This window comes from Gimesia sp. (assembly GCF_048262075.1).
Classification (GTDB): Bacteria; Planctomycetota; Planctomycetia; order Planctomycetales; family Planctomycetaceae; genus Gimesia.
The window spans coordinates 88,599-103,267 of the sequence record NZ_JBLXFK010000001.1 but is presented as its reverse complement, the minus strand read 5'-3'; the positions used below and the strand labels follow the sequence as shown (position 1 = coordinate 103,267).

The following is a 14,669-nucleotide window of genomic DNA, read 5'->3' as shown; positions in this document are numbered from 1 at the left end:
CTTTCTGATTGCGCGAAACCAGGGATTCAATCATTAATTTGACCGATATTATTATACATTAAAATCATTCCATAGTTTTTCAAATTCAGATTCAAAACGTATCAGCAGTTGCGGATCATTGGTGATCACCAGATTTTCTGAATTGTTGTAAGAAGCGCTGCGCGTCCAGTTGTAGCTGCCCGTTAAAACAAACTCGGAATCAAACAGGGCAAATTTATGATGCATATGAAATTCAGTCTGGTCGATTCTGACGGGGATGCCTGATCTTTCCAGTCGTTCAATGTCAGAGCCTCGATCAAACGATTTATCATTATCGGTAACGATTCTGACTTGAACCTGTCGTGTGTGAGCATCCAGAATGGCCTCTGTCACGCGATCATCTGTAATGGTAAACACGCAAATGTCGATCTTCTTTCGGGCGGAAGAGATGAGCCTGCAGATTCGATGCGAGCAGTCATCATGCGGACTGAATAATGCTTCCGAGCTGAGAGTGGATTCTTTTGTATTGGCGTTTGAGAGGATTTTCATCACATCTTCCAGCCAGGAAAGTGCCCGTGTATCGGGAATATCAGTGGGCTTCTTTTCACGAAAGATCTGAAACGCTTCATTGCGTATCAACGAGAGATTATGTTCTGTGAGGCTGATATGCGAGAAAATCTGATTTAATGCGGAACGTTCGCTGCGCGTCATCTGAAAATCTTCAAACGTCTGCAGTAACATATTCCGAATTTGTGAGCGATCCATATCCGATCGTTGCCTATAATGTTTGTGTAGGATTAAGGAATCGGCAGCTTGTGATCATGTACCCAATCTGCTTCAATTCATACTAGCGTGAATACTCTCTATCGAAAAGACACTCGAATGAAACTGTTGATTTCAGGCAGCTCCGGACTCGTCGGTTCTCACTTATGCCAAAAGCTGGATTCTGATTCTACCTATGAAACAGTACGGCTGGTTCGAAAGCAATCTTCAGAAAAGCAGGGTGCGACCGTTGTGTGGAACCCCAGCAGTGACAGCCTGGATTTGGGGCTCTTTGCAGGCGTCGATGCGGTGATCCACCTGGGTGGCGTGAATATTGCGAACAAGCGCTGGTCACCCGAGATAAAACAGAAAATCTATAACAGTCGTGTCCAATCCACCAGTCTGCTGGCAAATTCCATGGCCCAACTGGAACAGCCCCCCTCAATCTTTATCTGCGCTTCCGCCATTGGTTTCTATGGTGACCGTGGTGATGAACGACTCGATGAAAACAGTCCTCATGGCCGCGGATTCCTCGCAGATGTCTGTGCAGGCTGGGAAGCTGCTACTCAGCCGGCCAGAGATGCCGGGATACGGGTTATCAATACGCGGTTTGGCATGATACTGGACAAGCAGGGGGGCGCTTTGGCGCAAATGCTGACGCCATTCAAATTTGGTGTAGGAGGAAAGTTGGGAAGCGGCTCACAGTACTGGAGCTGGATCGCTTTGCCCGATGTCGTGAATGCGATTCTGTTCTGCCTGCAGCATTCCGAAATACACGGGCCTGTGAATTTTGTCGCTCCCGATGAAGTGACCAATCTGGAATTCACCAAAACGCTGGGAAAAGTCCTCTCGCGACCGACATGCCTGCCGGTTCCTGCCTGGGCGATTAAAACGATCTTTGGGGAAATGGGGCAGGAATTAATGTTGTGTAGTGCACGCGTCACTCCACAGAAACTTCAGACAGCAGGTTATGAATTCACTTATCCTAAACTGGAAGATGCATTTCGCGGCCTGCTGTGATGATCTGTAAGATTACTGCAGGATAGGCAGAGAGGAGCCGGGGTTGTGTTGAAATTCTTTTGTGACAATTCCGCCAATCAGAGTCGTCGGGGTCACATCGAAGATTTCCACACGTGCCAGGGATCCTGCTAATCGCGGGTTCCCATCAAAGACCACAATGCGATCGCAGTTGGAACGCCCCACCAGTTGCTCTGCCAGTGATTCTTCGATCGCTTTCTGAGCTGACTTACTGGGGCCTTCGACCAGGACTTCTACCTGCTTGCCAATGAATTCCGCATTATCTTCTTCACTGATCTGATTCTGCACATCCAGCATTTCATTGTTGCGACGTTTTTTGACCTCATCAGGAATCTCATCTTTAAACCGTTCAGCGGCTTTGGTACCCGGACGTTCGCTGTATTTGAAAATGAAACTGTTCTTAAAACGAAACTCGCGAATCGATTCCAGACTGAGTTGATGTGATTCTTCGGTTTCACCGGGATGGCCGACGATGAAGTCACTGGAAACAGAGCAGTCGGGGAGAATCTCGTTCACACGCTGCATCATCTCCCGATAATCTTCTACGGTATAACCGCGTTTCATGATTTTCAGAACATCATTACAACCATGCTGGAGTGGAACGTGCAGATAACGGGTTGCTTTCGGCAGATCCCGGATCGCTTCCAGTAAATCCGTTGTCATGTCTTTGGGATAACTGGTGACAAACTTGATTCGCTTGATCCCTTCCACATCGTGAATTGAGTACAGCAAATCAGAGAGTCGAAACAGTTTGCCATCCTGTGTGTGTTTATAGCTGTTGACGGTCTGACCGAGTAGCGTGACTTCCTTGACTCCCTGATCGGCGAGTACTTTGACCTCAGAGAGAATCTCGCGGGGGGAGCGGCTCTGTTCGGGACCGCGAGTCGAAGGGACGACACAGTACGAGCAGAATTTGTCACAGCCAATCATGATTCGCACGAATGCCTGATAGGGAGAAGGGCGCATCTCCGGATCGCGCAGTGGATCATAACTCTGAAAACTGTTGGTGATTTCCGCGAGTTTCCCATCTTTGCGTCCCAGTCCCACCGCCAGTTCACGGCTGCGCACATTCTGACTGTGATTCACACGTGCTTTGTCGATCAGGCTGGAAACCTGTGCCAGCTGGCCGGTCCCGACAACGAAATCGACCTGGGGCGCTTTTTGAAAAATCAGCTTCTGATCTTTTTGTGCCATACAGCCCATGACCCCAATTACTTTTCTGGGATTCTTCCGGGCCCCGTAACGCAGTCTGCCTAAGGAACTATAAATTTTATGTTCCGCATGTTCCCGGACACTGCAGGTATTAAACAGAATGGTTTCAGCTTCTTTCACATTCTGTGTCAGTTCATAACCACGTTTCCGCAGATCAGCCACAACCAATTCACTGTCCAGCATATTCATCTGGCAGCCAACGGTTTCAATATAGAGCTTGTGGTTATGATCCGTCGCTACCTCCGCCTGCCCTTCAGCAGTTTCAGCCGGCGTGTGTTCGGAATTCGAGTCAATGGATTGATCAACGTGAGACATGGACTGCTTTTACTACTGTTTAAAATGAATGGGTCAATGTTCGTGCCGTAAACGAAATTACTGGCGAGTACAAAACAGCGACGCCAGTAGTTAAGCTGCCGAAGCTTTTTGATCTGTAGCGTTCCGTTCGCTCTGCAGCTCGGAGGGATTATTTCCGGCCGCCTGGTTCCCTGATTGAGAGATTTCCTGGGTATATTCAATCGCCAGTTGCTGGACAACCACTTTCTTGTGATGCGTCATCAGAGAAGCCAACGACTTCAAAGCCAAAAGTGATGCGACGACATACAAAACCAGATTCCAGACATCCATGTCAATCCTCCTTGAGATCCATGGTGGCGTTCAGTGCGAATACCGTGAGATTCTACTTCGTAACTCCCTTAAACTCTTCGCTCAGTTACTGATACGAAGATGATTCAGCTATTTTTGGCGACACAAGTGAATAATTCAATATCATTTTCGCCTGATTCATGAAACCTACGCAAAAGAATCATAAAATCTAAGCATTCAGGTGCTATTCAGGGGCTTTCAGTTACAATTCAGGCAGAAAACTCAGAATTCAGCGTCCGACCTGCCCCCTTCTCAGTCGCGAATTCGCTCAACATACGAACCAGTTGCCGTATCCACTTTGATTTTCTCGCCGACATTAATAAAAGCAGGAACCTGTACCGTGCCACCCGTTTCAATCGTGGCTGGTTTAGTCACATTGGTGGCTGTATTCCCTTTGGCAGCGGGTTCTGTATAAGTGACTTCCACCACGACCTGCTGAGGAGGGTCCATACCGATTAACTGATCATTCCAGAACAGCAGATTGCAGATGGCACCATCCAGCAGATAATCAGCTGCATTTCCACAAACCGACTCATCAATTGTATATTGTTCGTAGGATTCATTATCCATAAAGTGCAGGCCGGTTGCATCCTTATAAAGATACTGCCCGTCTCCTTTACGGATATCGGCCTGTTCCAGGCTTTCGCCACCACTTTTATAGGTACGGTCAAGGATCGTGCCTTTGAGCAGATTCCGCAGTTTCGTACGGTAAAGGGCCTGGCCTTTGCCCGGTTTGACAAAGTTGACTTCAATCATTTCATAAGGATCACCGTCGACGATCACTTTGACACCCTTGCGAAAATCGCCTGTACTGATTTGTGGCATCGCTTAATTTCTCTGACAATAAAAGTGTTGGGAAAAGGTCATTTGAGTTTTGTTTCCAAGGGCGAGAGAATAACATATCTTCGAACCGTTGCAAACGGAGAGCAGCCGAAATGTCGTTCAATTTCTTCTGCCTGATCATTCACCGCTTCTCTCTGAAACCCTGAGATCACATACTGGATTACGAATTTTATAATGGCAACATCGCTTTCCGAAACAACCTGGCAAAAATCACTTTCCCAGGCGATCCGTGATCCGCGGGAACTACTTTCACGACTGAATTTGCCGCAAGAACTGCTGGAACCAGCTCGCAACAGTGCCCGTATGTTCCCTGTTATAGTCCCGGTCAGTTATCTCAATCGGATCGAGCCTGGTAATCCCAACGACCCGCTCCTGAAACAAATCCTGCCTGTGGAGCAGGAAAATGTTGATGTCCCGGGGTTTGAATCAGATGCAGTCGGAGATTTGAACGTTCGCTCCACACCCGGAATCCTGCAGAAATACCATGGCAGGGCATTATTGATGGTCAGTGGAGCTTGTGCGATTAACTGCCGCTATTGTTTCCGCAGACATTATCCTTACGGAGAAGAACCCCGCACGCTGGCAGAATGGGAACCGGTCTGGCAGTCTCTACAGGCTGATTCAACGGTTCAGGAAATCATTTTGAGCGGTGGGGACCCACTTTTACTCACCGATCTCCGCCTGAATGAGCTCTGTGAACGGATCGCTGCGATTCCCCATGTGAAGCGACTCCGAATCCATAGCCGTCTCCCCGTTGTATTGCCCGATCGAATTCATGCTGGCTTGCTGGAAATGTTACAACGTCTTTCAGAGCAGGGCACGATGCCCTGGATGGTGATTCACGTGAATCACCCCCATGAGATTGCCGCTGATGTAGAACTTGCCATCAAACAGTTGCTGCAGGCTGGCATCCCGGTTCTGAATCAGTCCGTATTATTGAAAGGGATTAATAACACCGCTGAGACTTTGATTGAATTATCCGAAAAATTGGTCAATCTGGGTGTGATTCCCTATTACCTGCATCAGCTGGATCGCGTAACCGGTACTGCCCATTTCGAGGTTCCAGAAGACCAGGGGCGGAAGCTGATTGAAGTACTCCGCACCCGTTTGCCAGGCTACGCGGTGCCCCAGTATGTCCGGGAGATTTCCGGGGAACCTCATAAAACATCGCTCCTGGGTTAGTCTGATTCATCATGCGTAGAAAGACGCCGGAACAGCGCAATAAAGCGCTCACCACGCTCGACGAAACTGGAAAACCAGTCGTAGCTGGCACAACCGGGTGAAAGCAAAATCACATCCCCTGGTGCCGATTGTTGAAAGGCCCAGTCAAACGCAGCTTCAAAAGTAGCCTGAGGCTGAGAAATCAAGGCGTATTTCTTATTCTGATCCGAACCCCGCTGTACCTGCAGTGAATCATGCATCAGTTTCCCGGTTTGTCCCATCAGCGCAGTGGCCTTGGTCTGGGACTGAAGTTGAGCCACAAATTCCGTGAGATCCACCTGTTTATTTGAGCCACCTGCCAGCAAAATGAGTGGATCATCCTGAAAAGCTTTCAGAGCACAGATGGCTGATTCCGGGGTCGTCGCCAGGGAATCATTGTAAAACTTTCTCTGCTGATATTCACCGATAAATTCCAGGCGATGCGGTAATCCCGTGAACGACTCGAGCCCCCGTTTCAAATCATGATGAGCAATGCCCGCTACCCGACATGCCAGCATTGCGGCTGCTGCATTCGTTCGATTGTGAGCACCTGGAACTTTTAACCTGGGGGTAAGTGAGACCATTTTTTCTTTGAACAGAAATTGCTCCTGGTCGACAACCAGATCAGGGTCAAGTTCAGCATGTGTACCAAAATCGAGAATGTTTCCACGAGTATGCCAGGTATGTAATTCGGGATCATCCTGGTTCAGGACTGCCACATCCGATCCCGTCTGCCAGCGCAGGATTGTCTGTTTGGCTTGACGGTAATGCGCCAGGGTCTGATGCCAGTCCAGATGATTGGGGCTGAAATTGGTAACCACTGCGATTTTTGGGCTGACATGGATACGATTGAGAGCGTCCAGTTGAAAACTACTCAACTCCAACACGACCCAGTCTTCGGATTGAACCTGCTCCAGTACAGGTAACAGGCTGATGCCTATATTGCCTCCCAGCCAGCAGCGCTTCCCAGCTGCTTTCAAGATGCAGTGAATCATGGCTGTCGTCGTCGATTTTCCATTGCTCCCCGTGACACCGATGACGCGTCCCGGATTTAGCTGCCAGAACAGCTCAATCTCACTGGTGACCGGAATCTGTTGCCGAGCGGCTTCCCTTAACAGGGCATGACCAGGGGGAATCGCCGGGTTAACGACCAGCAAATCTGTGTCAGGTAATCCTGGAGACTGGTCTCCCAGTTGGAAGGTCACGTCGGAACAGTCTTTCAACTCTTGCAGGGAAGCCTGCAAGGCCTGAGCTGGTTTGGCATCTATGACTGTAACCCGCGCCCCTCTCTCGACCAGAAACCGAACGGTTGCCACGCCACCACCAAATTTCCCGAGACCGAGCACAGCCACATGCTTCCCGACCAGGTCCTCATTCTGAATGAAATAGGGTAAAATTCTCATGGAACGTGTTTATGCTCTTTTGCTCTGCTCTGAAAGATCTATGCTGAAAAAACAAGCGTGGGATCGCTGGACCCTGCTAAGACATCAGTAGGTTTGCATATTTTGTGAATCCGCGGTAGTCTGATTTCGAAACAAAATTTACGAACTCACTCTTCTCATTGAGGGTCAGCCAATGTTGCTTGAAGCCGAAAAGAATACCTGGTTGGGACTACATACGGCCGACTGGATCATACTGGCTCTGTACTTTGTTGTCATTCTCGCCATTGGTCTCTGGTCTGTCAGAAAAGTCAAAGACATGGCAGACTTCTTCATGGGAGGCCGCCGATTCGGCAAGGTCTTCATGATGTTCTTTGCCTTTGGATCGGGAACGAGCAGCGAACAGGCCATCAGCGTCGTCGCTGGTACGTGGCGAGCTGGACTGGCGGGCATCTGGTGGCAGTTTCTCTGGTTGTGGGCCACTCCGTTTTACTGGATTGTCGCGCCACTTATGCGCCGCATGCGTGCCCTGACGACGGCGGATTTCTTTGAGACCCGTTTCAACGGTCCGACGGCAGTCATGTATTCGTTTTACGGGATTGCCATTTCGATTACGTTTATCGCCGGCGGTCTGTTTGGCACGGGAAAGATGGTCGATGCATTAACCGGAAATGAATTGGACCGGCTATCTGTAGAAGCCAATATCATGGTTCCAGCAGCAGAATGGGACACCACTGAAAAAACATTTCACATCACAGAACGCCGACTGCAGGGTTATGAATTTGCAATTCTGGCCGTGACAGTCATGTTTGTAATTTACGGTATGGCGGGCGGACTGGGAGCCGCTATTATCACCGACTTTATCCAGGGAATTTTGACGATCGTATTTTCATTCCTGCTGCTGCCGTTCGTGTTTTTCGAGATCGGCGGTTTTGGCATGCTCCATCAGCAGTCTGACCTCAAGAAGGGGATGCTGGATCTGACGGTCAGCCCCGAACTGGCTGCCACCATGGGGGAACCGATTACCCCGTTTTACGTCTGCATGCTGTCTATCACTGCGCTCGCGGGAATTGTAATTCAGCCACACATCATGGGTGTCTGTGGAGCAGGGAAGACCGAATACGAAGGCCGCTTTGGCTTCACCGTCGGTAATTTCCTGAAACGATTCTGTACGGTCGCCTGGACGTTTACCGGACTGGCCTGCATTGTCTGGTACATGGGGGATAACAGTCCGCTGAAAACTTCACCAGACCCGGCAGACCAGGCGGTTTACCAGTCTCTCATGCTACGAGCCAGCCCTGAATACGATCAGCTTTCTGACGAGGAAAAAGCAAAAGTTGAGACGACAGATAAGAATTTTGCAGACAAGCTGTTCGGGATGGCAGCCCATGATATTCTCCCTCGCATTGCCCCCGGACTGATCGGGCTGCTGCTGGCATCCCTGCTGGCAGCTGTCATGAGTACCAGTGATGCCCAGATGATTATATCCAGTGGTTTATTCACGGAAAATATCTATCGAAAGTGTATCGCCAAAAACAAGTCACAGCGACACTACCTTTGGGTCGGGCGCGTGGCGGGGCTGGTCATTGTGATCCTGGCACTGATTCTGCAGACGACATTTACCGACATTATCGATGCCTTGAAAATCATCGTAAAAACGCCGGCCTGTATCGGCATCAGTCTCTGGTTAGGCATTATCTGGCGTCGCTGGAATGTGATTTCCGTCTGGGTCTCGACGATTACAGGAATCGTGGTCTGGACCTTTGTCGCGTTTCACGCGGATACATTATATAGCTCGGGGCTATTGCCTGAGAGCATGTTCAAATCGGCAACGGAAATGAAAGATGTCTGGCAGATGTTCTGCTTCATGAGTCTGGCGATTCTCAGCGGGATTATCGTTAGCTTCCTTACGCCTCGGCAATCACAGGAAAAGCTGGACCATTTCTTCAAGCTGATGCATACGCCTGTAAAACTGAATGAAGTAATTGACTCTCCCTGTACGCTGCCAGCAGAGCCGGAACCGATGGGTAGAAAGATGTTTCCGAATTCGAAGGACATTGAGATCCCACGCCCCACTTTTCAGGACCTGGCAGGGTTTGCTCTGGCATGGGTTGCGGTTGCGGCGATCATTTTCCTGACCCAATTCCTGGCTAAAGTTGCCTGAACCGCATGCAGATCGTCTTAAATCAAGTCGGGAACAATCACTAATGAATAAAAAAACAGCCGAAAACAAAATGGTTTTCGGCTGTTAAATATTGTGATGAAGCTACTACTCTTTAGTTTAGCTGCGGTAAGTCACAGTGACTTTTCCACGGCGTGATTCGACAACCACGCTGTATTTCCCGTAATCAAAAATCTTGCGTCGTCCATCTTTAGTACAGCGAACGCATTCGCAGGCACAGGTGGGAGCACATATTTCCACAGCCACACATCCTGGTTCGCAACAGCTGTGTTTAGGTGCACAAGGATCAACAATCAATACAAGTTTTGGATTTGAACAGGGAGCAATGTTGCGAGAACGCTTGTATTTGACACAGTCAAATACGGGAATCTCTTGTGAAGCAACATGGTGTTCATACGGCTGGGGTGCCAACTCAGGCATCGGAACAGGACCAACTGACGGCGGTAATGCAGTCGTCTGATTCAGTACTAATGCTTGTCCCAGATTAAATGCAGGACCCTGAGCTTGCGCTGTTGAAACGGTCAAGGCAATCATGCCTAACGTGTAACAAACAATCTTGTTCATCTCTGAATACTCCTTTTGCTACCTTGGTGAACTCCATTAAGGTAGCTGATTGATAAAAATCAATGTTGTTTCCCCCGACAACGTGCTTGAAGCATTCTCCAGAATGCAGGTATCAAGCGGGTGAATAGTCAGTTCGTTTTCGCAGTTGTCCACCAGACAAATTATACTCCACTATCATTGCGAGTCGCCAATTAATCAGTCATGCAGGTGAAAAACTGGTATCAGTTACGTACCTGATAATGGTCAGAGATAATAAGTGGAGTTTGAGATGACAAGGGTGGGTCAACATTTTTTTGCGTAATCCACCAAACAGCCCCTGTCTTACTGACCGAAATATTTTTACAGGGGGACATAATTTATCTGTTCCTGTTCCAATGTCAGACTGGTTTTGTTTTGATTTAGACACATGGGATATTTGAAAAAGTCATAATCTGAATTACAAAACCTGTACAGAACAGAATAAGATTTTTACAATCCTGCAGGGATGCAGTTGCAAGCTGTGCTCGGATAACACATAATCTAATTGGTTTAATTTCAAGGACTTGAGGGAGACATCCATGAACAGACCGGCCTTCCAGTGGCACGGGAAACCGTTCTATTACACGCTTGCATTGATTTCTGGTACGCTATCATCTGTTTTTTTGACAGGATGTGGAGGAAGTGATCCTGCACCAGTTTCCACACAGGCAACTCCCCAACCATCAACGCCTGCACCCGCTACGCCCCCTCCGCAGGTCGCGCAAAGCACACAGACTACACCTGAGAAAAAAGAATCAGAGCAGGATGACGGTCGTAAAATGATCGATGGCATTCCCTACGATGTCTGGTTTGATAACCCTCTCGCTGTAGCAGGGAATCAACAGGCTGTCACTCCCGTCGCACTGCCGGGTAATACTGTGGCTGCAACTCCTGGTAGCACCACACCCGCTGCAGAAATGAAACCGGCAGGCACGCAGCCTCCCGCCGCATCTGGTGAAGTTGACTGGAAAACGATTATTCCAATGCCTGTTCTCGATTCGATAGTAAAAGATATTCGGAATCGATTGACGAAAAACATGCAGTCTGTCGGTACATATAATACGAGTTATCTGGAATTGCCTACCTTTACTTCAACCCTGGCGGCGCTGGCCGGTATCGCGACGGAGCACCCGGGTGACATCGGCTGGAAAAAAAACGCCAAGTACCTGCGTGATCTGGCAGCGGGTATTTCATCGAAGCAGTTGATACGTGGTGCGAAATCGTATCGTGAAATTCAAGTCCCTTATGAGCAGATGATCGTAATTATGAACGGTAGTCTACCCGCAGGGGTGCCTGATTCAGAGGATAAAAAACCGCTCAGTGATGTGGCTTCGATGGGGGATCTGATGAAGCGGGCAGATATTGCTTCCAAATGGTTGAAATCGAATGTTGGAAATGCAGATGCCTTAAAATCAGATAAAGAAAAAGTCATCGAAGAAGCGCATCTGCTGGCGGCGATTGCCAAAATCATCACGACGGAAGGCTATGGATATGTCGATGACAAGGACTTCCTGGGCCATGCTAATCCGATGACGGAGGCCAGCCTGCAGATGGTGGAAGCCGCGAAAGCTGATAACTTTCCTGAATTTGACAAGGGTTTAACCCGCGTTTACAAGGCCTGCACTGAATGTCACAGTGAATATAAAGAGTAGTACTTCCGGATATCAAAATTTTTGATCACATCAAATATCTGTACAACACAGTAATAGAGGAAATCGACGGAATGATTCGCAATTTATGGCACCTCGGACTACTGCTCGCTATTTCTATGACATTGCCTGCCTTTGTCAGTCACGCTCAAGCAGACTGGATTGAGCTGGTCAGTGGTCATAAAATCGAAGGTGATGTACTCAAGCAGAGCAACGATTATCTTCTGGTTGATATCGGGTTTGAAGTGTTAAGGATCCCGCTGGAGCAGATCCGTTCTCGGAGCAAATCGGAAAAAACAGCCGACGGAAAATCACCGGTTTCCAAAAGTAAGAACAAAATATACTCCGTAGCGGAACTGCCAGTCAAAAGTATCAAGGAACTGGCCCGGCTTTATGGAGAAGCGGTGACCCTCGTTCAAACTCCCAGTGGTCTCGGATCCGGTTTCATCATCAACGACCGGGGGTATTGTGTCACCAACTATCACGTTGTTGAGAAAGAGACCCGGATTGCCGTTACGATTTTTCACAGGACCGCCAATGGTGAGTTTCAGAGGCGTCAGATCAAGGATGTCGAGATTCTCGCATTAAATCCTTTTTTCGACCTGGCACTTCTTCGCATTCCGCAACAGAAGGATTTTGCGTTTCGCACGGTTTACCTGGCAGAAAATGATCAACAACGGGAAGGCGAGGAAGTTTTTGCCATTGGTAATCCTCTGGGACTGGAACGATCCGTTTCCCGCGGAATCGTCAGCACGCGTAATCGAAATATGCAGGGAATTGTTTATATTCAGACGACCACCCAAATCAATCCGGGGAACAGCGGTGGGCCCCTGTTTAATTCCCGGGGGGAAGTCATCGGTGTCACAAATATGAAGCTGATTCTGGGAGAAGGTCTGGGATTTGCGATCCCGATCACCTACGTGAAACATTTTCTTGATAATCGGGATGCATTTGCCTTCGATAAAACCAGTCCTAATACTGGCTATCGGTATTTTGATGCACCTCGCAGAAAAACTCCGATTTCCGAAAAGTAAATTCAAAAACTTGCAACCATTGTCTCAGTTTGATGGTATTTCCCATAGAGCGATGCTCGAAATCGTTTTTTGCCTCGGACCAGGATGAGCGTCAGGTTGGGGTTGTCAGAAAAAGTAGAATTGCTACAAATAAACAGTATGATTTTCGTCACGCGTAAAAGAATTAGACAGGGCCATAAAGTCGGATCTAGCGTGAGGTTCCCTTAATATCCCCTCTGAAAGAGAAAGAATGAAGGCTCCTATGAGAAAGCCACTTTTGTTACTCACCATCATGTTCATGCAGGCGATGTTCCTGCTGACTGCCCAGGACAGTTATGCGCAAGATCGTGTTTCCGCAGCACAGAGACTGCCTGAAGATTCGCTGTTTTACTTTTCCATCCCGGACGTTGAAGTCATGGAAGAAAAGTGGGCAGAGACTTCAATGGCTGAAATGATCCGCGATCCTGCTTTTGCTGGAATGCGTGAGGACCTGATAAAACTGGTGGAAAAATACTCAAAAATGTTTGAGGATGAAACCAGTCTGGGACTGAGTAATGTTCTAAGCATACCCAGTGGCGAGTTCTGTATCGCTTTCGTTAAAAGCAGCGAAGGTAAATTTGGTGGGCTGGCCTCACTGGAGTATGGAGAGAGCGGCGAAGTCCTGGAAAAAATTCTGGAAAAAACGGCTGATGCTCTGGATAAAGAAGGTGCCCAGCGATCCATTCGCAGTGTTTCCGGTACAAAGATGGTAATTTTTTCCTTTGAAGCAGAGGATGCTGACGACGAGCCGGTTAAAGTCCCCCTCGCCAAGCAGTTCTCCTACTTCCTTAAAGACAAAACGTTTGTTGCTTCCAATGATGATAAAATCCTGGAAGCCGTTCTGGCTAACTGGGATGGTCAGGACCAGCGATCTCTGGCTGCGAAAAAAGAGTACCAGTACATTCAGAGTAAGTGCACTGATCCCCAGTCTCCCGCAGTCGCAAAATGGTACCTGAATCCGATTGGCGCTCTGCAGTCGATTCTGGGAGTGGCCAGTCGCGTCAATCCTCAAGTTGGAATGGTCCAGGGTTTCCTGCCTGCGTTGGGAATTACCAACCTGAAAGCCGTAGGGGGAGCCAGTTTCATGGCGACCAAACAATTCGATGCCATCTCTAAAACATTCACCTATGTCGAGATGCCCACTTCCGGGATTATCGAAATGTTTAAATGCCCCGCCGTGGCTCAGCAGCCCCCTGTCTGGGTCTCAGACAAAGTCTCCTCCTACTATTCGATCAACTGGAGTATTATCGGAGCATATGATTCGATTGAGACTCTATTCGATGGTTTCCAGGGGCGACCGGGTGCCTTGGGTGCGGTAATTGATTCGATGGCAGATAATCCGGATGGCCCCAAAATTCACATCAAAAAAGATATCGTTGATAATCTCAGTGGCCGCATTCAGGTAGCGACTCAGATTGAAGAGGGAGAACAGCTGGATCTGACAAAAATGTCAGGTCAGTTCACTGTGGCGTTGGGGCTGAAGAATTCCGATGCCTTCCAGAAAATTATCGCTTCATTGACCGTCCGTGATGACTTTCCCGGCCAGGCACGCGAATTTCAGGGAACGACACTGTATGAAATTCCCGGTGCACTCATCAGCTCTCCCACTTCAGCAGCCTTCTGTATCTCAGAAAACCAACTGTTTGTCTCAAACGATGTACAGCAGATTGAAGGTATCCTGAGAAAAGACCGTGGCGCAGGGGCCCTGATTAACGACGCAAACTACAAACTTATTGCCGAAAACTTCCCTGAAAAAACGTCCATGATCACCTATCAAAATGCAGATGCCCAGGTACATGCCGTTTATAACTTCATTAAGAAGAATCAAGGAGAGATTGATATTGAAGGAATTGATATGTCAAAATTGCCTCCCTACAGCTTCTTCCAGAAGTATCTCCCTATCACCGGTGGTTATACGATTCCCGACGACCAGGGATTCTTTACCTCGACTTTTTCAGTCAGGAAAACAAAATAAGTTATTGATTTCGATAAATGATTAACGAAAACCCGGTGAGCTTTCTCGCCGGGTTTTTTACTTGAGCGAAGCGGTTTTTCAGAAAGGAGCAATACTTTTTTGACCGGGTCGAGTTAAATAGGGAGTAAAGGACTCTCACGGTTTTGGTCCTCGTCTGATTTCAGCATTCCCATG

The 14,669-nt window shown here is 48.3% G+C and carries 12 protein-coding genes; 6 read left to right on the top strand and 6 right to left on the bottom strand.

Going from position 1 to position 14,669, the window contains the following annotated elements; genetic code table 11:
- Positions 1–51: 51 nt before the first annotated feature.
- Positions 52–744, bottom strand: coding sequence for a phospholipase D-like domain-containing protein (locus tag ACN0YH_RS00415; protein ID WP_417377580.1), 693 nt, complete (start codon positions 742–744; stop codon positions 52–54).
- A 117-nt stretch (positions 745–861) separates the two neighbouring features.
- Here ACN0YH_RS00415 and ACN0YH_RS00410 point away from each other — a divergent pair, with 117 nt between their 5' ends.
- A complete protein-coding gene (locus tag ACN0YH_RS00410) occupies positions 862–1,761 on the top strand; it encodes a TIGR01777 family oxidoreductase (protein WP_417377579.1) in 900 nt (299 codons plus the stop codon).
- 12 nt (positions 1,762–1,773) lie between these two features.
- Here ACN0YH_RS00410 and miaB read toward each other — a convergent pair whose 3' ends face one another.
- From miaB to efp, 3 genes are all read right to left on the bottom strand, one after another.
- The gene (gene miaB, locus ACN0YH_RS00405) at positions 1,774–3,306 is read right to left on the bottom strand and encodes a tRNA (N6-isopentenyl adenosine(37)-C2)-methylthiotransferase MiaB (protein ID WP_417377578.1); all 1,533 of its coding nucleotides are present in this window, start codon (positions 3,304–3,306) and stop codon (positions 1,774–1,776) included.
- 90 nt (positions 3,307–3,396) lie between these two features.
- Positions 3,397–3,615 (bottom strand): hypothetical protein, encoded by a 219-nt coding sequence (locus tag ACN0YH_RS00400; RefSeq protein ID WP_417377577.1) that lies wholly within the window; start codon positions 3,613–3,615, stop codon positions 3,397–3,399.
- A 270-nt stretch (positions 3,616–3,885) separates the two neighbouring features.
- Entirely contained in the window at positions 3,886–4,458 is a 573-nt protein-coding gene (gene efp, locus ACN0YH_RS00395) for an elongation factor P (protein ID WP_417377576.1), read from the bottom strand.
- A 192-nt stretch (positions 4,459–4,650) separates the two neighbouring features.
- Between efp and epmB the strand changes: the two genes are divergently transcribed.
- Complete coding sequence (gene epmB, locus ACN0YH_RS00390; RefSeq protein ID WP_417377575.1) at positions 4,651–5,658, top strand: EF-P beta-lysylation protein EpmB; 1,008 nt, start codon at positions 4,651–4,653, stop codon at positions 5,656–5,658.
- On the opposite strand, the gene murD is transcribed toward epmB, so the two are convergent.
- Positions 5,655–7,079, bottom strand: a complete 1,425-nt coding sequence (gene murD / locus ACN0YH_RS00385) for a UDP-N-acetylmuramoyl-L-alanine--D-glutamate ligase (protein WP_417377574.1) — start codon at positions 7,077–7,079, stop codon at positions 5,655–5,657. The two genes, epmB and murD, sit on opposite strands and share 4 nt — an antisense overlap.
- A gap of 172 nt (positions 7,080–7,251) precedes the next feature.
- Here murD and ACN0YH_RS00380 point away from each other — a divergent pair, with 172 nt between their 5' ends.
- On the top strand, positions 7,252–9,219 hold the full coding sequence (locus tag ACN0YH_RS00380; protein WP_417377573.1) for a sodium:solute symporter family protein: 1,968 nt from the start codon (positions 7,252–7,254) through the stop codon (positions 9,217–9,219).
- 117 nt (positions 9,220–9,336) lie between these two features.
- On the opposite strand, the gene ACN0YH_RS00375 is transcribed toward ACN0YH_RS00380, so the two are convergent.
- Complete coding sequence (locus tag ACN0YH_RS00375; RefSeq protein ID WP_417377572.1) at positions 9,337–9,801, bottom strand: hypothetical protein; 465 nt, start codon at positions 9,799–9,801, stop codon at positions 9,337–9,339.
- Positions 9,802–10,358: 557 nt separating this feature from the next.
- Between ACN0YH_RS00375 and ACN0YH_RS00370 the strand changes: the two genes are divergently transcribed.
- The 3 genes from ACN0YH_RS00370 to ACN0YH_RS00360 all read left to right on the top strand — a co-directional run bounded on the left by ACN0YH_RS00370 (position 10,359) and on the right by ACN0YH_RS00360 (position 14,495).
- Positions 10,359–11,471 (top strand): hypothetical protein, encoded by a 1,113-nt coding sequence (locus ACN0YH_RS00370; RefSeq protein WP_417377571.1) that lies wholly within the window; start codon positions 10,359–10,361, stop codon positions 11,469–11,471.
- Positions 11,472–11,542: 71 nt separating this feature from the next.
- Positions 11,543–12,502 carry a S1C family serine protease gene (locus ACN0YH_RS00365; RefSeq protein WP_417377570.1) on the top strand — a complete coding sequence of 320 codons (960 nt, stop codon included), beginning with the start codon at positions 11,543–11,545 and terminating at the stop codon, positions 12,500–12,502.
- Between the two features lie 241 nt (positions 12,503–12,743).
- Complete coding sequence (locus tag ACN0YH_RS00360; protein ID WP_417377569.1) at positions 12,744–14,495, top strand: hypothetical protein; 1,752 nt, start codon at positions 12,744–12,746, stop codon at positions 14,493–14,495.
- Positions 14,496–14,669: the final 174 nt, after the last annotated feature.